At 69.1% G+C, this 17778-nt stretch carries 15 protein-coding genes; 3 read left to right on the top strand and 12 right to left on the bottom strand.

Translation table 11 applies throughout. The features are described 5' to 3' along the window. Positions 1–38 precede the first annotated feature (38 nt). The 4 genes from OV208_RS39265 to OV208_RS39250 all read right to left on the bottom strand — a co-directional run bounded on the left by OV208_RS39265 (position 39) and on the right by OV208_RS39250 (position 6061). Complete coding sequence (locus OV208_RS39265; RefSeq protein ID WP_267579102.1) at positions 39–1838, bottom strand: DUF4215 domain-containing protein; 1800 nt, start codon at positions 1836–1838, stop codon at positions 39–41. 140 nt (positions 1839–1978) lie between these two features. Further along, a complete protein-coding gene (locus OV208_RS39260; RefSeq protein ID WP_267579101.1) occupies positions 1979–3403 on the bottom strand; it encodes a sugar porter family MFS transporter in 1425 nt (474 codons plus the stop codon). A 211-nt stretch (positions 3404–3614) separates the two neighbouring features. After that, complete coding sequence (locus OV208_RS39255) at positions 3615–5228, bottom strand: sigma 54-interacting transcriptional regulator (RefSeq protein ID WP_267579100.1); 1614 nt, start codon at positions 5226–5228, stop codon at positions 3615–3617. Continuing rightward, positions 5225–6061: an MBL fold metallo-hydrolase gene (locus OV208_RS39250; RefSeq protein WP_267579099.1), complete on the bottom strand. Its 837-nt coding sequence runs from the start codon at positions 6059–6061 to the stop codon at positions 5225–5227. Before OV208_RS39250 ends, OV208_RS39255 begins: the two co-directional genes overlap by 4 nt. 214 nt (positions 6062–6275) lie before the next feature. Between OV208_RS39250 and OV208_RS39245 the strand changes: the two genes are divergently transcribed. Further along, positions 6276–7037 (top strand): ParA family protein, encoded by a 762-nt coding sequence (locus tag OV208_RS39245; RefSeq protein ID WP_267579098.1) that lies wholly within the window; start codon positions 6276–6278, stop codon positions 7035–7037. A gap of 61 nt (positions 7038–7098) precedes the next feature. On the opposite strand, the gene OV208_RS39240 is transcribed toward OV208_RS39245, so the two are convergent. The 3 genes from OV208_RS39240 to OV208_RS39230 form a co-directional block, all read right to left on the bottom strand. Then, a complete protein-coding gene (locus tag OV208_RS39240) occupies positions 7099–7467 on the bottom strand; it encodes a DUSAM domain-containing protein (protein ID WP_267579097.1) in 369 nt (122 codons plus the stop codon). Positions 7468–7469: 2 nt separating this feature from the next. After that, on the bottom strand, positions 7470–7727 hold the full coding sequence (locus OV208_RS39235; RefSeq protein ID WP_267579096.1) for a hypothetical protein: 258 nt from the start codon (positions 7725–7727) through the stop codon (positions 7470–7472). Positions 7728–7954: 227 nt separating this feature from the next. Beyond that, positions 7955–9352 (bottom strand): alpha/beta hydrolase family protein, encoded by a 1398-nt coding sequence (locus tag OV208_RS39230; protein ID WP_267579095.1) that lies wholly within the window; start codon positions 9350–9352, stop codon positions 7955–7957. Positions 9353–9423: 71 nt separating this feature from the next. Between OV208_RS39230 and OV208_RS39225 the strand changes: the two genes are divergently transcribed. Further along, a complete protein-coding gene (locus OV208_RS39225) occupies positions 9424–10335 on the top strand; it encodes a glutaminase (RefSeq protein WP_267579094.1) in 912 nt (303 codons plus the stop codon). A 10-nt stretch (positions 10336–10345) separates the two neighbouring features. Here OV208_RS39225 and OV208_RS39220 read toward each other — a convergent pair whose 3' ends face one another. Further along, entirely contained in the window at positions 10346–11278 is a 933-nt protein-coding gene (locus tag OV208_RS39220) for an alpha/beta fold hydrolase (RefSeq protein ID WP_267579093.1), read from the bottom strand. Continuing rightward, complete coding sequence (locus OV208_RS39215; RefSeq protein ID WP_267579092.1) at positions 11265–11651, bottom strand: MerR family transcriptional regulator; 387 nt, start codon at positions 11649–11651, stop codon at positions 11265–11267. Before OV208_RS39215 ends, OV208_RS39220 begins: the two co-directional genes overlap by 14 nt. A gap of 116 nt (positions 11652–11767) precedes the next feature. On the opposite strand from OV208_RS39215, the gene OV208_RS39210 reads away from it, so the two are divergent. Next, entirely contained in the window at positions 11768–12961 is a 1194-nt protein-coding gene (locus OV208_RS39210; protein ID WP_267579091.1) for an MFS transporter, read from the top strand. A gap of 4 nt (positions 12962–12965) precedes the next feature. Here the strand turns inward: OV208_RS39210 and OV208_RS39205 are convergent, their stop codons facing one another. The 3 genes from OV208_RS39205 to OV208_RS39195 form a co-directional block, all read right to left on the bottom strand. After that, on the bottom strand, positions 12966–14336 hold the full coding sequence (locus tag OV208_RS39205) for a metallophosphoesterase (protein ID WP_267579090.1): 1371 nt from the start codon (positions 14334–14336) through the stop codon (positions 12966–12968). A 15-nt stretch (positions 14337–14351) separates the two neighbouring features. Continuing rightward, a complete protein-coding gene (locus tag OV208_RS39200) occupies positions 14352–15809 on the bottom strand; it encodes a C25 family cysteine peptidase (protein ID WP_267579089.1) in 1458 nt (485 codons plus the stop codon). Positions 15810–15835: 26 nt separating this feature from the next. Beyond that, positions 15836–17778: hypothetical protein (locus OV208_RS39195; protein WP_267579088.1), on the bottom strand; the 1943-nt coding region annotated here is incomplete at its 5' end.

Genomic DNA, 17778 nt, shown 5'->3' with positions numbered 1-17778 from the left:
AGGGCCCCGGCCTTGAAGGCACCGGGGCTTCAGCGGACTCACCCCGGATCGAAGATGCAGTTGTTGGGGCAGTCGTCGAGGTTGTTGTCGTTGCCGTCGTCGCAGGTCTCACCGAAGTTGTACTGGGTGATGCCGTCGCCGCAGCGGGCGTTCCAGATGCAGGTCAGGCTGCACTTGCCGTAGCCCGGCCCGTTGGCGTTGCCCTTGTCGCACTGCTCGCCCGGGTTGGGGAGCCCGTCGCCGCAGGTGGACTCGCAGTTGGTGCGCTGGGTCTCGAAGTTGTTCAGGGTCAGCTTGTACGAAGAGCCCGTGATGTGGCGCTCCGCCTGGAACACGACGACTTCGTAGATCTTGCCCTTCACCAGCCCCAGGTTGCTGACCGTGGTGGCGTTGGCCAGCGACACCTCACCGTTCTGGGGGCCATGGACGCCGCCCAGGTCCAGCGCGAGCTTGCCGTTGATGTACACCCACACGTCGTCGTCACCGCGGAAGCTCAGCAGTTCGGTGCCCTTGAACTCGAACCAGTAGCGCGCCTCGCTGGTGAAGCTGAAGTTGCGCGGCGTGCCGTTGCCGTCGTTCTGCTTGTTCTCCTGGCCCAGCTTCACCCAGCCGAGGTTGTCGAGCGGGAAGAAGCTCTGGTTGTCGAACAGGTAGGAGCCGGCGCCGCTGCCCTGCTTGTCCAGCTTCAGCGTGCTGACCACCGTCACGTTGACGCCCGGGGTGTCGCGGTACCACTGGTCGAACGCCACCTTGCCGTGGGTGGAGGGGGTGCTGCCAGTGGCCTTCGCGTAGGTGGGCTTGTTGTTCGTGAGCGTGCCCGTGTACAGCGGACCGACGATGCCGGTATCCCCGGTGTTGAGGTCATCGAAGTCCGGGTGCCGGGTGGCGGGGTAGGCGCCGCCGACGGGCTGGTTCATGCCGCGGAAGTCGCGGTAGACGACGGGAATCTCCACGGAGTTCGGCGGGGTCTCGGTGACGCGGGTGCAGGCGAAGCCTTCCTCCAGCTTGCAGGTGGCGGAGCAGCCGTCGTTGGCGCGCACGTTGCCGTCGTCGCACTCCTCGGTGGTGTCTCCGGGGAGGATGACGCCGTCACCGCAGATGGGCTGGCAGGTTCCGTTCACGCACTTGGGCTCCAGCACGCACAGGGGCGAGCAGCCATCGCCCATGTCGTTGTTGCCGTCGTCGCACTGCTCCGTGCCTTCCCTCTTGCCGTCGCCGCAGGTCGTCTTCGCGCACGGCTGGCCCGGGTCGCACTTGTAGCCCGGCTCCAGGCGGCAGGTGTTGCTGCAGCCGTCGCCGTTGGTGGTGTTGCCGTCCTCGCACTCCTCGTCGCCCGCGATCTTGCCGTCGCCGCACTGGGCCGCGCGGCAGCGCTGACCCTGGAACGGGCAGGTCCAGCCCGGCTCGATGGCCTTGCAGTTCGCCGAGCAGCCGTCGCCGTCCGCCTTGTTGCGGTCGTCGCACACTTCGCCCGTCACGCCGGCGTCCGGGTCGCCCGGCTCCACGACGCCGTTGCCACAGGCCGTCCCCACCACGCACTTCTGGCCGGGGGTCGGACAGTCGAAGCCGATCTCGATCTCCTTGCAGTTGAACGTGCAGCCGTCACCGCTCACGGTGTTGGCGTCGTCACACGCTTCGGTCGAGTGCTTCTTGCCGTCGCCACAGAACGCGGGACCTTCGTCGATGGGGCCGCCGTCCGAGTTGGTGCCACCGTCCGTGACGGGGGTGCCACCGTCTTCATCCGGCTCATCCGTGCCGGGGCAGGCCGTCAGTGCGAGCAGCAGGGAGGCGAGCAGAACGCCTGTGAGTCGGTTTCGCGAGGGGGAATGTTTCAGCATGAGTCAGATGCTGGAAGGCCCTGACCCCGGGTGTCAAATAGATCAGGTGTCTTTGTACCCAGGCAACGCGTGAAGGTGCACAAAGCCCGTACGCCTGTACGGACGTACGGGCTTTCGAGCATTTCGCCTACCCCTCGGGACTACATGGACTCCAGTTCGCGGCCCTTCGTCTCCTTGATGAAGCGGACGGCGAAGAAGATGGAGAACACGGCGGCCGCGGCATACAGGCCGTAGGCCCAGCCCAGCCCGAGCGCCTTGAGCGCCGGGAACGTGGCGGACACCACGAAGTTGGCCACCCACTGCGCCATGGCCGCGATGGACAGCGCGAGCGCGCGGATCCGGTTGGGGAACATCTCGCCCAGCAGCACCCAGACGACGGGGCCCCACGAGAAGCCGAAGAAGACGACGTAGAGGTTGGCGGCGATGAGCGCCGTGGTGCCGGCGGTCCCCTGCAAGACGGGATTGCCCGTGGCGTCCTGCGGCGCGGTGCCGAAGAGGTACGCGAGCAGGCCCAGCGTGAGCGCCATGCCGACGGAGCCGATGATGAGCAGCGGCTTGCGGCCAATCTTGTCCACGTAGGCGATGGCGACGAGCGTGGTGAGGATGTTGGTGACGCTGGTGATGACGGTGATGAGCAGCGAGCTCTGCTCGGAGAAGCCCACCGCCTGCCAGAGGACGCTGGAGTAGTAGAAGATGACGTTGATGCCCACGAACTGCTGGAGCGTCGCGAGCACGATGCCGATCCACACGATGGGCAGGAAGCCGAACCGGCCCCCCTTCAGGTCCGCCAGGTGCGGCCTGCGGTCCTGGCGAACGGAGCGGCGGATCTCCGCGAGCTTGGTGGGGGCGGTGTCTCCTTCGATGTCGCGCAGCACGCGGAGCGCTTCCTGCTCACGGCCCTTGGCCACCAGATAGCGCGGAGACTCGGGGATGAAGATCGCGCCGAGGCCATAGATGAGCGCGGGTGGCAGGCCGCTGAAGAACATCCAGCGCCACGCGGTGATGCCGAACCAGCCCGGGTTGGAGGCCGAGCCCGCGGAGCGCGCGATAGCGAAGTCCCCCAGGAGGGCCACGAAGATGCCCACCACGATGGCCAGCTGTTGCAGCGACGCCAACCGTCCGCGCAGGTGCGCCGGGGCGCTCTCCGCGATGTACGCGGGCGCCACGACGCTGGCGGCGCCTACGCCCAGCCCGCCCACCAGTCGCCAGAAGCTCAGGTCCCAGAGTGAGAATGCGAGGCCGGAGCCGAGCGCGCTCACGATGAACAGGTCCGAGGCCATGATCATCGTGCGCGTGCGGCCGAAGCGGTCCGCGACGGCGCCCGCGCAGAGGGCGCCAATCGCGGAGCCAATCAACGCGGAGGACACCGCCAGCCCCAACGCCCAGCTGCTCGCGGCGAACTGGGTTTCCAGGGCTCCGACGGCGCCGTTGATGACGGAGGTGTCGAAGCCGAAGAGGAAGCCGCCGAGCGCGGCCACCAGGGAGATGAGGACGATCCGGCCGGTGTGTGTCTCGGGTTTTTCGGCGGGCCGTCTGCTCGCCGGAACATCCAGGATATCCGCCATGACGTACTCCTCCCCCAGGGGGCACGTCCTGCACGGGGAACCCCAGGGAGGAGAACGGTCACCGCCTCCCGGAATCCGGTCCTCGCGGTTCGCACAACGGCCCTGAGGAGAGGTGGCCTTCCCCCTCGCTGGAGGGCACCATCAAACAGGGCACCCCTCGGGTGGCTGCCTGTTGGGGGGCAGAGCGGCGCCAGGACGGACGGGGCGACGCTCAGCCCTCGTCCGCCAGCCCGTACTCCTTGAGCTTTCGGCTGAGCGTGTTGCGACCGATCTCCAGCGTCCGTGCCGCCGCGGTGCGGTTGCCCTTCACCGCCTCCAGCACGCGCAGGATGTGACGGCGCTCCACCTCCGCCAGCGGAAGCAGGAGCGGCGCCTCCCCCGACGTACCGGGCGCTTCCCGGGCCTCCCGGACCATGGACTCCGGTGGCGCGGAGGACAGCGGGCGGTCCAGGGAGGGCAGGGGCAGGTGCTCCTCCAGGATCTCTCCTTCGGACAGCACCACGGCGCTCTCGATGCAGTTCTCCAACTCGCGCACGTTGCCGGGCCAGCGGTAGCGCTTGAGGCGCTCCAGCGCGGCGACGCTCAGGCGCGGCGCCGTCAGCCGGTGGCGCCGGGCGGCGGTGGCGACGAAGTGGCGCGCGAGCCGTTCGATATCCTCCGCGCCGCGCTCGCGCAGCGGGGGCAGGAGCAGCTCCACGACCTTGATGCGGTAGTAGAGGTCCTCGCGGAACTTCCCTTCGGCCACCATGCGCGGCAGGTCGCGATGGGTGGCCGCGACGATGCGCACGTCCACCTTCACGGCCTGCGTGCCGCCCACGCGTTCAAACTCCCGGTCTTGGAGCACGCGCAGGAGCTTGCCCTGCACGGACTGGGGCAGCTCCCCCAACTCGTCGATGAACACCGTGCCGCCGTCGGCCGCCTCGAACTTGCCGGGCATGCGGTGGTCGGCGCCGGTGAAAGCGCCCTTCTCGTGGCCGAAGAGTTCGTTCTCGATGAGGGACGCGGGCAGGGCCGCGCAGTCCACCTTCACGAAGGGCTTGTCCCGCCGGGGCCCGTTGACGTGGATGGCGCGCGCGAAGAGCTCCTTGCCGCAGCCGCTCTCCCCGCGCAGCAGCACCGTGGCGTCCGTGGGCGCGGCCTTCTGCACCAGCCGGTAGAGGGCCTTGAGGGGCGGGGCCTCTCCGATGATGCGGTTGAAGAAGTAGCCCACCGGGGCCTGCGGCTGATCCTTCGCGCGCTGAAGCTCCAGGTAGAGGCTGGTCGTCTGGAGCGCGGTGCTCACCTGGGCCGCGATGGCGGTGAGCTTCTGGGTGTCGTCTTCCGTGAAGGGTCCGCCGCCCAGGCGGTTGAGCACCTGGAGCACGCCGTACACCGCGCCGGCCGCGTCGCGCAGGGGCACCGCCGCCAGGCTGATGGTGCGGTAGCCCGTCATCCGGTCGATGTCCGCGAAGAAGCGCCGCTCGCCGCGCGGATCTGGCACGTGCACGGGCTCACCGGCCTCCGCCACGTAGCCCGCCACGCCCTGGCCCAGCTTCACGCGGATCTGCGCGACCTCCGGCAGGTGCGCAGCGCGGCTGAACAGCTCGCGGCGCACCGGATCCAACAGCCAGAGCGTGCCGCGGTCCGCCTGCAGCGTGATGGCGATGCGGTCCACGAGCGTCTGGAGGAAGGCATCCAGGTCCACCTCGCGCCCGACGAGGCCGCCAAAGGGGAGCAGGACCTGGGACACATCCGGCGGGGACGAGGGCATGGCGGCAGGAAGCGGCGGCAGCGTGAAGGGCTCGCGGGACAGTGTAGCGCAGGGCTCCGGACTCGTGAGGCTCATGCGCCCGCCGCGCGGCCCAGCAGCATGCGCTGGCCTTCACGCGCGGGCTCGGTGAAGGGGAACAGGCCGCGGGCCTGCTGCGCCATGTCCTCCAGCAGGTCGTCCGCGTGGGACGGATCATGGTGGAAGAGGAAGAGTCGCCCGGCGTGCAGGTCCTTGGCCACCTTGGCCGCGTCCATCATCGTCGAGTGGCCCCAGCCCTTCTTGGACATGCCCTTCTTCCCCTCGTACTCGTCGGGCGTGTACTGCGCGTCCAGGCACAGCGCGTCCGCGCCCTCGAAGTGGCGCGCCACGTCCGACGTGAGGCGCTCCGGCAGCTCCACGTCCGTCGCGTACACGAAGGAATGGCCATCCGCCTCCACGCGGTACGCCATGCAGCCGTCCGGGTGCGGCACGTCGATGGGCGTCACCTTGAACGGGCCCACCTCCACCGTCTGGCCATGCATGGCGGAGCCGAAGGCCATCTTCGAGCGCATGGTGGACAGCGGCACCGGGAACTGCGGCGGGCGCATCTGCTGCGACAGCGTGGACTCCAGCGCCTGCGCGCCGTTGGCGCCCGGGCCGTACAGCGTCAGCGCGGTGGTGGGCAGGTACGCGGGCGTGAAGAAGGGGAAGCCCTGCACGTGGTCCCAGTGCAGGTGCGAGAAGAACATCGTGGCCTTCTGCGGGGCGCCCTCGCGCAGCATCACCTCGCCCAGCGTGCGGATGCCCGTGCCCGCGTCGAGGATCAGCCGCTCGCCCTGGCTCGTCACCTCCACGCACGCCGTGTTGCCACCAATCCGAGAACCCGACACCGCGATGCTGCCCCGAACCCCAAAGAACCGGATTTCCATGATGTTCCTCCTGAAGCTTCCGGCACCCTTGCGAGGCGCCCTGACGTGGAGGGGACAGAGCACGTCCGGTGCCAGCGCCAAGGGCCTGGAATCATTGGGCTGGGTGAGGGGATGACGGAGGGCTGCTCCATTCTGGAGCGCACGGGATGGGGCGGGCGGTCCATTCCGGCGCGGCCCAGCGGGCGGCGGAATCCTGGTAGGAGCGGAGTCCATCATGCCGACGATTGCGTTCTGCACCATCAAGGGAGGCGTGGGGAAGACGACCCTGTGCGCGCACGTGGCGGCGGCGCTGGCGGACGCGGGCCACCGGGTGTTGCTGCTGGATCTGGATCCGCAGGCGCACGCGTCGCTGGTGCTGGGCCTGGAGACGCGTGACGGCCCGTGCGTGGCGGACGCCTTCGGGCCCCGGCCGAAGCACAAACTGGACGAAGTGGTGGTGGCGTCGCCGAAGCGGCCGAATCTCTACATCGCGCCGGGGGCTCCGCGCATGGCGGCGCTGGAGCGAGAGCTGTTCGGCTGGGGGCACCGGTTGCAGGCGCTGCCGCGCGCGCTGAAGACGCTGTCGTGGACGCCGGACGTCATCCTCGTGGACACGCCGCCGTCCATTGGTGCGTTCACGGAGGCGGTGATGTGCTTCGCGGACGTGGTGGTGGCGCCGGTGCCCACGGGCGCGTTCGCGTTGCAGGGGCTGGCGGAGATTGAAACGGCGTGGCGCGAGGTTCGCGAGGACGGCGGCCAGTTGGTGGCCGCGGTGAACCTGTGGGACCGGCGCACGCCCGCGACCAACGTGGCGATGGAAGAGGCGCTGAAGGACGTGACGGTGCCGGTGCTGCGCGCGCGCATCCCGCGCTCGGAGTCCATCAACCAGGCGGGCCTGGGCTACGAGGTGGTGTTCGACACGAGCCCGAACGCGTCAGGCGCCGAGGAGCTGCGCGCGCTGGCCCAGGAGCTGGCGAAGCGTGCGGGCCTGCGTTGAAGCAGGCGGCGCTCCACGGTGTCGTTCGGCCGGATTCCAGTGCCGCGCGGAGGGTCGGCCGTCAGTCCAGTTCCTCCAGCGCCAGTTTCGCCTCCTGCAGGTAGAGAGGCACCACTTCCACGGCAAGCAGGTCTTCGAGGAGCTTCCGCGCGCCGGCCGTGTCTCCGGCCCGTGCGAGGTCGCGCGCCCTCATCTCCGTGAGCGATAGGCGGATGGAGCCGTCTCGGATGCGCGCGCGGGTCTCACGCAACAGCGTAGTGGCGGCGCCCACGTCTTCGACAGCCGTCCGTGCGGCGGACGCCGGCATCCCCACTTGGCGTGCCGTGCGCAGGAGTAACTCGCGCACCTGTGGGGTGAGCGTCAGCGTCTCGCCCGCTTCTACGCGCGCGGCCAACTCTCGTACCGGATCCCAGTCGATGTCCTCTGACATGCTCAGTCGTCTCCTGTCCTGCGATGGCACTTGTCGCGCGGCCATTCGCCCTGTTGACCCTCGCAGTACCGGAAGCACGCGTAGCAGGAACCAATCCAGTGCTCGTCCTGGCACTTCACATAATTCTCGATGCAGGCTCGCTTCCACTCCGGCAGGTCTGGCCTGGCCAACGCCATGGCTACCTTGGCGGCGAAGAGGATCTCCTCCGCCTCCAGCTTCGTGGCGCCGCATCGCTCCGGTGCCAGTGGGTGCGTCTTCACGCAGCAACTCACCGTGGAGTCCTTGGAGGTGCACGGCGCCTGCGCCAGGGCAACCGGTGCATTGCCGGCCTGGGCGCGAGCTGTACCCCCAAGGCCCGTCGTCGCCAAGGCGAGCCCGAGGACCGCCAGCATGCCCCATGATCGGGTGTTCCATCGGGTCATGGATGGCGGTCTACACGGCTTTCAAGCGGTAGCGCATCACCCTTCTGAGGGTGCCCCATGGCTCGCTACGGAGTCGGCAGTCCTGATTCCAGCGCCGCGCGGATGTTCGCATCGGTGAAGGCCGTGCCCCAGACGGCGTTGACCTGGGCCGCGACGAAGGCCGCGCCGGGCTGCACGCTGCCCACGGTGGCCTCGTACATCTGCACGCGCGGATCCGTGAGCTCCAGGAGCCGGGGCGCCACGTCCGTCACATCGCGGTCCAACTGCTGGAGGGCGCGCACGCCCTGCAGCCACGTGCGCACGGTGCCGTCCGCGTGGGGGATGAGCAGGGTCTGCTCCGCGGCGCCCAGCTTCACGATGAGGTGCGCCACGCTCAGCGTGATGAGGACCGTGCCATTCGCCGCGAGCGTGGGCCCGTGGTCCGGTGCCAGCGTGTTCCAGTTCACGGGGCCCGCGTTCTGGAAGTACAGCGGCGTGTAGCGGTGGGGCGCCAGGGACACGAGCGCGCGCGTGTGCTCCACCGGGATGAGGGTGTCCCAGTCGTCGTGGAGGATGAGGAACGGCGTCTGGACCTTGTCGAGCAGGTGGGCCGCGTCCCAGCGCGAATAGTCCGCGCCCGACGTGGTGACGGGGTCGCCGCCGGTGGTGGCGAAGATGCGGCGGAAGTACGGCTCGAAGAACTGCTGGTAGCGCGTGCGCATCGCCGGGTCGCTCACGCGCGAGGGGACGACGCGGCTTACGTAGTCCACCTCCTGGGCGAAGTCGGACAGCGGGGAGATGGCGACGCCCACCTTGGGAATGACGCTGGCCGGGGCATCCGCCGCGGCGTAGAGCGCCTCGTAACCGCCCCACGAACCGCCGAAGACGCCGATGCGCGACGTGTCCACGTTGGACGCCTGGGCCAGGAAGCGCATGCCCGCGTTCATGTCGTCGCGGTCGTTCTGGAGGTCTCCGCCCGCGTAGAAGCGGCCGAAGACGGCGAGCACGCCGAAGTCATGGGCCAGGTAGATGAACGCCTCGCCAGAGATGATCTCCGGCGTCGTGGGCGTGAAGGCGATGGGGGACGAACCCGGCCCGTAGTGTGGCTCGCTGTCATCGGGGTGCAGGCCATTGCCACGCGATGCCCACTTCGCGTCCACGGCCTCGCCCGTCCACGTGATGCCGTCGTAGGGCTTGGTGATCATCACCGTGGGGGACACGCCGAGCTTCCGGGGCGGGAACCACTGCGCGTAGGTGGCGGCCCGGCCGGGCACCTCCAGCTTCAGCAACTGGTAGGGCCACTTCTGACCACCGGCGTTCAGCTCCCCGGCACCCAATTGCGTGACCTGGACGGTTCCCGGGTCGGTGGGCGTGACGTCCGGGCCCTGGCAGGAGTTCGAGGCCGAGGAGGTGTTGCTGCAGCAGGCCGTGGGGACGGTGCCCAGCAGGGCGAGGGAGAGCAGGGTGGTTGAAAAGAGGCGCATGAAAACAGCAGACACCGCCGCACGGATTTTCTGAAAGGCCGAACGCCCTTTGTGGATGAGGATGGCGCCTCATGGACTATCAGGCGGTGTTGCACGACGTGTGGGCCGCGGTGCGGCCGGTGGTGGGGCAGGGCCGTGTGGCGACCTACATCCCGGCGCTGGCGGCGGTGGATCCGCGCCGGTTCGGCATGGCGCTCGCGACGGTGGACGGGGACGTGTACGGCGTGGGCGATTGGCGCGAGCCCTTCTCCATCCAGAGCATCTCCAAGGTCTTCACCCTGGCCATGGCCCTGTCGCGCGACGGGGACGCGGTGTGGCGGCGGGTGGGCAAGGAGCCGTCGGGCAATCCGTTCAACTCGCTGGTGCAGTTGGAGTACGAGCACGGCATCCCGCGCAACCCGTTCATCAACGCGGGCGCGTTGGTCATCACCGACCGGTTGCAACAGCTCACCGGGGACGCTCGGGGCGCGCTGCGCGACTTCCTCCGCGCGGAGAGTGGCAACCCGTCGGTGGACTTCGATGAGGTCATCGCCGCGTCGGAGGCGGAGCACGGCCACCGCAACCGCGCGCTGGCCCACTTCATGGCGAGCTACGGCAACATGGAGAGCCCCGTCTCCGAGGTGCTGGAGCACTACTTCTGGCAGTGCTCGCTGGCGATGAGCTGCGCGGACCTGGCCCGGGCGTGCGGGTTCCTCGCCCGCCATGGGGAGCGCGCGAACGGAGCGCGGTTGCTCACGCGCAGCCAGGCCAAGCAGGTCAACGCGGTGATGCTCACCTGCGGCACGTACGACGCCGCGGGCGAGTTCGCCTACCGCGTGGGCCTGCCGGGCAAGAGCGGCGTGGGCGGAGGCATCATCGCCATCATCCCCAACCGCTGCGGCCTGTGCGTGTGGAGCCCCGGGTTGGATGCCCAGGGCAACTCGGTGGCGGGCATGGAGGCGTTGGACCGGTTCACGACGCTGACGGGCCTGTCCATCTTCTGAGGTGCTCGGCTCAGCGCAGGCCGCTCAGCACCGCGGCCAGCTTCTCCGGCTGCGACGCGAACGGTGAGTGGGAGGACTCCAGGGATTCGACGGTGAAGGCGTTGCCTGGAGTGAACGCATCCGCCTCGCGGATCATCAGGTCCTGGAGCGCGGGGGCCAGTGCGCGGTCCTGCGTGCAGCGGATGTAGCTGCGTCGGATGCGTCCCCAGCGCTCCTTCGTCGCCCCCACCTTGCCCACCCAGAGGGACAGCGGGATGTCCGGCGTGAGGGTGAGCGCGAAGGGAAGGAAGCCCTCGGGGTCTACGTCCTGGTAGAAGCCCGCGCGCAGGGCCTCCAGGTACGCCGCGTCGCCGCGAGGATTGATGCGCACCGCGCCGACCTTCACCGCGTCGCCGATGAAGAGGTTTTCACCATGTCCGGTGCGGGCCTCGGGGAGCGCGCCGTAGCCGCTGGCACTCTGGAGGCGCAGCGGGCAGTACGCGCTCAGATACACCAGCCGGCCGATGAGCTGTGGCGCCTGCTCACCCGCCCGGGTGATGACGGTGCCGCCCGCGCTATGACCCACGAGGATGGGCTTGGGCCCGCCCTTCAGCTTCTCCAGCGCGGACACCACCGCCGCCGCGCAGTCGTCCAACGTCACATCCGCCAGGGGCGACTTCTCCTCCGCGAAGCGCGCGGCGGGGCCCGTCAGGTAGGAGGCAGGGAAGCGCGCATTGAGGCCGTGCCCCGGCAGGTCGATGGCCACCACCTGATGCCCCCGGGCGGACAGGGCCTCGGAGACGCGGGTCCAGTGCAGGGCGTTGTGCCACGCGCCGTGCACCAGCAGATACGTCCGGGGCTTGTCGCGCTTCGCCGGAGCAGGGGCGGGCGCGGCGCCGAGGCCGATTCCCGGCAGCAGGCCTGCGCCCAGGAGGGCGGTCTTCATCACGTCACGACGGTTCATGGGGTGCTCGTTCGGTGGAGGGTAGAGGGGCTGCGTTCGCGTCCAGCACGGAGATCAGTCGCTCCCGCAGGCGCGCGAGGTCGAAGAGCTGCTGGTCGACTTCCGCCAGCCGCTCGCGGTGGGCCGCGAGGGCGTCCGGGCAGACGGCGGTGGTGACCTGCCGGAGCATGCAGGGCGGGAAGGTGGCGATCTCCTCCAGGGAGAAGCCCAGGCGGATCATCCGCGCCACCTGCATCACCTGGGGGACGGCCTCCTCTTCGAAGTCGCGGTAGCCGTTGTCCCTCCGGTACGACGTGATGAGCCCCGCCTTGTCGTAGTGGCGGATGGAGCGCGCACTGCTGCCCGTGCGCCGGGCGAGTTCTCCGATGTTCATCCTGCTCTCCTGCCGACGGACCCTAGGGCCTGACACCAGTGACAACGTCAAGGCCCTGATGAATGTCACCGAAATGCACGGAGGGAATGCCCGGGCGCGGTCTACGTTGCGCGGCCGTGACTGCTTCCGTGCCCATTCCCCGTCCGCGTCCCGCGCTCCTCACGCTCGCCTACCTGGCGTTCATCAGCCTGGGGCTGCCGGACGCGGTGCTCGGGGTCGCCTGGCCGTCGCTGCGGAGCACCTTCGGCCTGTCGCAGGCGGGCATGGGGGCCATCCTGTCCTCGGCGGCGGTCGCGTACTTCGTGTCCGGGCTGCTCGCGGGACGGTTGATGCGCCTGCTCAAGCTGGGCCTGCTGCTGGCGGTGAGCACGGGGCTGGTGGCGTTGGGGCTCGCGGGATACGCGACCCTGTCCGTGTTCGCGCTCTTCCTGCTGGCGGCGTGCTGCATCGGCTTCGGGTCGGGAGCGATCGACTCCGCGCTCAACAACTACGCGGCCCAGAACTTCGGGCCCAAGCACATGAACTGGCTGCATGCAGCCTACAGCGTCGGCGCGGCGCTGGGGCCGGTGCTGATGACCGCGCTGCTCACGCGAGGCTTCGGGTGGCGCACGGGGTACGCGGTCATCGGCGCCGTGCTGGGCACGCTGGCGCTGATGTTCCTGGTGATGCGTCGGCAGTGGGATGCGCCGGTGCGGCCCGAAGGCGAAGCCCACGCGGAGGTGCCCACCGCCAGCGCGGCGGAGGCGCTGCGGCGGCCCCGGGTGTGGCTGCAGATCGCCACGTTCTTCTTCTACACGGGCGTGGAGGTGACGGCCGGCCAGTGGAGCTTCACGGTGCTCACCGAAGGCCGGGGCCTGCACACCGCGGAGGCCGGCACCTGGGTGAGCCTCTACTGGGGCAGCCTGCTGGTGGGTCGCATCCTGTCGGGCTTCATCGTCGAACACCTGGGCTCGGTGCGGATGCTGCGCGCGAGCACGGGGCTCGCGGTGGTGGGCGCGCTGCTGTTCGCGATTCCCAGCGTGCCGCCCTTCGTGGGGCTCGTGCTGCTGGGCTTCGCGCTGGCCCCCATCTTCCCGGGCCTGATGTCGGAGACGCCGCGCCGGGTGGGCACCGACGTGTCCGCGCACGCGGTGGGCTTCCAGGTGAGCGCGGCCACCGCGGGCGTCGCGGCGCTGCCGAGCCTTGCCGGTGTCATCGCGGAGAAGTGGGGCCTCGCCTACGTCGCGCCCCACATCCTCGCGTGCGCCGTGATGCTGGCCGTGCTGCACGGCGTGCTGTCCGCTTCGGCCGACAGGCCCGCGGCGCGCTGACGGCTCAGCTTCCTGCCTTGAGCTCCGCGCTGCCCAGCGTGTGGAGCCCCTGGTCCTTCCACTGGGCCAGCCGCAACGTCGCTCCCGAAGCGTTCGGTGCGACCTCCACGCAGGTGAAGCGGTGCTCCAGCCGGGCCAGCTTCTGGCGGGACGGCTCCAGCGCGGGGTTGGTCTGGAGTTCCGCGAGGTACTCGCCCCAGTCCTCGTCGGACGCGTCCGGGGAGGGGAGGCGAAGGAGGGAGATCCACGTGCCGGTGTTCGCGAACACGCGCCCGTTGCCCTGGTGCCACCGCGCCGCGTGGGTGTGGCCCATCACCACCGCCTGGGGTCCGAACTTCTTGCCCAGCCGTTCGCTCTCCGCGAGTTCGTCCTTGCCCGGTTCGAGCGCGAAGTAGTCCGTGCCCGTCTTCCCCGCGACCGTGCGGTGCAGGCGCGCGTAGAGCGCGAAGCCCGCCTTGCACAGCTTCAAGCGGGCACGGCCCAGGGCGCTGGGGCTTTCGAAGGCGTTGAGCTGATCCGGATCCAACGCGGACAGCAGCGCGTTCACCTCATCGTCCTCCAGGTCCACGTCCGCGATCGCTTGCGCCAGGTGTGACTCCGCCTCCGTGGCCGCCTGGGCATCGTCCGTGGGCGGGAAGGCGAAGGCCGGCGCGATGCCCTTGTTCTGGATCAGCCGGCGCAGGAGGGTGAGGGTGCCGGAGGTCAGCAGGACCTTGAGCGCGTCGGGCTTCACGCCGAGCGCCACCATCACCGCCCCCTGGAAGTCCGGCTTGAGCAGGTCCATGTACCGCATGCGGTGCTGGTGCTTGAGCGGGTTGAGCAGGCTCTTCACCAGCACGGAGCCCGGCGGATAGCGGAAGCGGCTGTCGCGCTCGGAGGACAGGAGCGAGTCGTAGTCGATGCGGTTGGTCACGTCCGTGTGTTCGCCGTGGGTGACGAGCACGCGGGCTCCGCCCACTTCCAACTGGAGGGGCGCGGTGCCGTCGCGGAACTCCAGCCGTGAGGCGACGGAGGCGGGCTGCGCGAGCGCGGCGCGCACCACGGCCTGGACGTCCGGCAGGGCCAGCTCCAGGTCGTGGTTGCCCACCACCATCGTCGCGCGCCCGCCCGAGGCCAGCACCCGGCCGAGCGCCTTCAGCGACGGCGCCGTCTGCGCGGAGTTCACCAGCGCCCGGGCCTGTTCGAGGGTGCGCTTCGGGTCCACCGCGAGCGGGTCGTCGTTGAGGAGGAAGTCGAAGCTGTCACCGTTGAGCACCACGTGGGTGGGCGCGCTGGTGAGCGAGTCCAGCAGGGCGGGCAGCTCCGCGGCGCCCGCGAAGATGTCGTAGGGCCCGCCGTTGCCGAGGTGGAGGTCGCTGAGAATGAGCGTTCGCATGGGGTCATGCTCCTTTCAGGGAATCGCCTGCAGTTCGGTGTGGCGGATGCGCACGGCGGGATCGCCGAGCACCACGTAGTTGCGCGCGTCGTTGCGTTCAATCCACCGGTGGATGAGGTCGCGGGGCGCGAGCTTGCCGTTGGACGTGTTGGCATCCAGGTGGGTCAGCAGGATGTTGTTCACGTCGGAGAACCGGTCGCGGAAGTCGCGCAGCGCGTGGCCCACGGGCTGGCCGGACATGATCTTCGCGAGCGTGTTGCGGAACGGATGGAGGGTGGACTGCGCCAGGTGCAGGGGCTTGATGGAGAAGCCCCAGGCCCGCTCCACGTGGCCAATCACCGCCAGCGCGCCGCCAGCCGGATGGGACAGCAGCCGCCGAGGCAGGGCCGCGACGAAGGCGGCGGGGGCGAGTGCCTCGCCCTTCCGGGCGGGGTTGATGGGGAACTCGTCATGGGCGGGCGTGCCGACGCCGAAGCAGGCGAAGAAGAAGGCCACCAGCCCGTGGAGTCGTGCGTCGTCCTGGATGTCGGACGCCGCCACGTAGTGCGCGGGGGCCATCGCTCCAAAGCCGGTCCAGTCCTGGCTCAGCAGGGCGCCCTGGTCGGAGCGCTGGCGCGCGTCGTTCGAGGGGAAGCCGACGCCGTGGGACGCGGTGAAGAGCACGGCCGGACGCACGTCCCGACCGTGGAGCGCGGAGAGCAGCCACTCCTTGGTCGCGTCGTCCTCGATGGCATCGCGGCTGGCGTAGCGCAGCTTCGCGGCGATCGTCTTCGTGAGCTGGGGCGGAAGGTCCGCGGATGCACCCCGGGCGAGCGCGGTGACGAGGTCGTCCGCGCTCAGGTGGGTGGAGCGGTCGCCCAGGTGCTTCGGGGCCCACCAGCTCACCTGCCGGTGGTTGGGGACCGTGGCGCCTGTCTCGTAGGTGACCACGCTTTCGGCGTAGCGCGCGTACTCGGCCGGGGTGTCGAAGGAGAGACGGCCCACCGCGTAGGACAGGGAGAGCGCGTGCTGGAGGTCGTACGGGATGTCCTCCGGCCCGCCGACGAGCAGCAGGTAGAACGGCACGCGCGTGGGGTCCACGTCACCGACGCCGACCCCGTGGCGCGCGAGGAACTGATGCGCCGTCTCACCCGGTTGGTAGGCGAGGACGTGCATCCGGTCCGCTTCCACGAGTTCACGCCGGTGGGCGATGAGCGGCTCCAGGCCCTTGCGGAGCTCGTCGGACGCCTGCGCGTGGAACACCACGCCCCAACCGGCCTGGGTGGGATCCTGTGAGTCCACGTCGAACGGCAGCGCGTAGGCGAGGCCCCGGGGGATGAGTTCGAGCCACTTCTTCCAGGCGTCGAAGTAGGGCGCGTGCCCACTGGGCTCCGCCACCTCCGCGGCCGCCGGGAGTTCCACGGGTTGCACCAGGTACTGTCCGGTGACGCCGTCGATGCCGTTGAGGACGAGCGGGTCTTCGGAACCGGACATGGGTCGCTCCACGGGGGAAGTGGCGGTCAGAAGTGCAGCTGCGACTGGGGTGGCATGTAGAGACAACAATCCATCGCGACTTCCCATGCGTCGTCGGTCTGCCCGAGTGCTTGAAAAAGATGGGTGCGCATCTCTCGTACCCTTGAACTCAACGCACGTGCCCAATCTTGTTGGGTGAACGCCTGGGCCACGAGCGCATTCATTTCGAATTCAAGACCCTCCGGCAAAGAGGGGAGCACCAGGACCGCCGTGAGTTGTCCCGAATCCGCCAGCTCGCAAGCGAAGGCCCGGGCGGTGGCGGCATGGAGACGATCACTCTCGACACGTTGGGTATCCTGCAACTGCGGGCCCGCGAGAATGCAGACCCTCAGATGCTTCATCCACGCGAGCAAGTTGTCCGCGGAGATGAGTCGCCCCCGCTCCCGGAAGCGGTTCTCGGAGTGTCCGCTCATCGTGAGTTCCATCCAGGGACCTATTGCTGTCACGATGGGAGAGGCCCGCAGGTACAGCAGATCCACCGTGGCCGACTCCCCATGGGGAGCTTCGTCCTCGCCACCGCCCAGGACTCGGGCCGTCCGTTTCGGCGCTGTCTCCAACCAGCGTTGACCAAGGCGTCGTTGGGATAGGGCATCGCCCAGTTCGACGCCGACGTGCAGTGGTTGGCGGACCCTCAGTGCGGTCGGTTGAAATCCCTGGGCGCTGCTGCGGCGCAGGTCGAGATCGAGTTGCTGCTCCCGGGTCTGCCGGAGTGAGCGGGCGACCATTGCTTCCCAGCAGATTCCCGCGACGGCGGTGTCCACCTCGAAGGCCACTTCGCCGCCGTTCCAGCGCGTGACAGAGGGCAATGACAACAAACGATCGCCGGCTTTGGTCGCCGCCGGCCCGTAGGGTTCGCGTTGGGTCAGCAAGAACGCTTCGGTTCGCGCGCCTTCGCTCGAGGTCAGGTCGACGACGACCGCGCCGAAGTCGCTCGGCGCCTCTGACGTGCGGCTTCTCGCGGTGAAGAGCAGTTCGCTGTGGACCGTCGTGGGGGGGAGGGGCCCGGCGCTGAAGGAGCCCGTGTTCTCAAGCGGCTCGTCCTCGAAGGCCAAGGCCTTGGAGCGCGCGAGCGCTCGTTGCAACCCCTGGATTTCCGAGGACGTGTACTTGGAGTAGCCCCGTTCCCAGCTCAGCGAATCGAATCGGTCGCCCCCATCACGCAGATCCTCGAAGGCCAGCAGCACGCCCCCGACTCGCAGGAGGATCTCCCTCCAGTCCTTGTTGTGCCCCATCAGGTCGAGCAGGGGCCGGGGGAGCATTTTCGCCGCCGGGCCGCTCGCACCGAGCAGCTTCATCGGGCCCAGGTGGGCGGTCAGCGGGAGGCGGGCCAGATCCGAAATCAGTTCTTCGCGCACTCCTTCCATGTTCACGAGCGGTGTCCGCAGGAGCGCCACCGTCCTGAACAGCGAAGCCAGGACGGCACCGACTGGGTCTTCACTCTGCCGGAAGAGCTGACGGGCCGTCTCCAGGAGGCTGGCGCCCTTCAGCGGCAGCCTCAAGGCCAGCAGCTCGCCTTCGTCCAGGGCGATCCGGGCCGCTGCTCGGGGACCGACCCTCTTGATGTGGGGATGAAGCTGTTTCGAGGACACGGGGAAGCCCAGCACCCGGGCCCGTAGGAGGAGCCGGAGCCACTGGTGTGGAGGGAACGCCTTCCGCCAGTCCACCAGATGGGAGAACCATTGGCTCAGGAACGCGTGGTCCAACCCGAACTGCTCCGCCACCTCGTCCGCTTCGACGACGTCCAGCACGAGCGACAACAGCAAGAACTCATCCAACGACTTCTTGCCCGGGACCAACCGCACCTTCGCCCAGGTCAGGCTGCGGCGGGCATGCTCCACGTCCAACATCGGAAGAGAACGCCAGCAGGCATGCTGGAGCCAGGGTGCGGTCCCCGGATGCCGCGGCGTCGGATCCAGGCTCGTTGTCAGCT

The sequence above is a fragment of the Corallococcus sp. bb12-1 genome (genome assembly GCF_026626765.1).
GTDB lineage: Bacteria > Myxococcota > Myxococcia > Myxococcales > Myxococcaceae > Corallococcus > Corallococcus terminator.
Note: the sequence above shows the minus strand (reverse complement) of the source record. Positions and strands in the feature narration are given on the sequence as shown.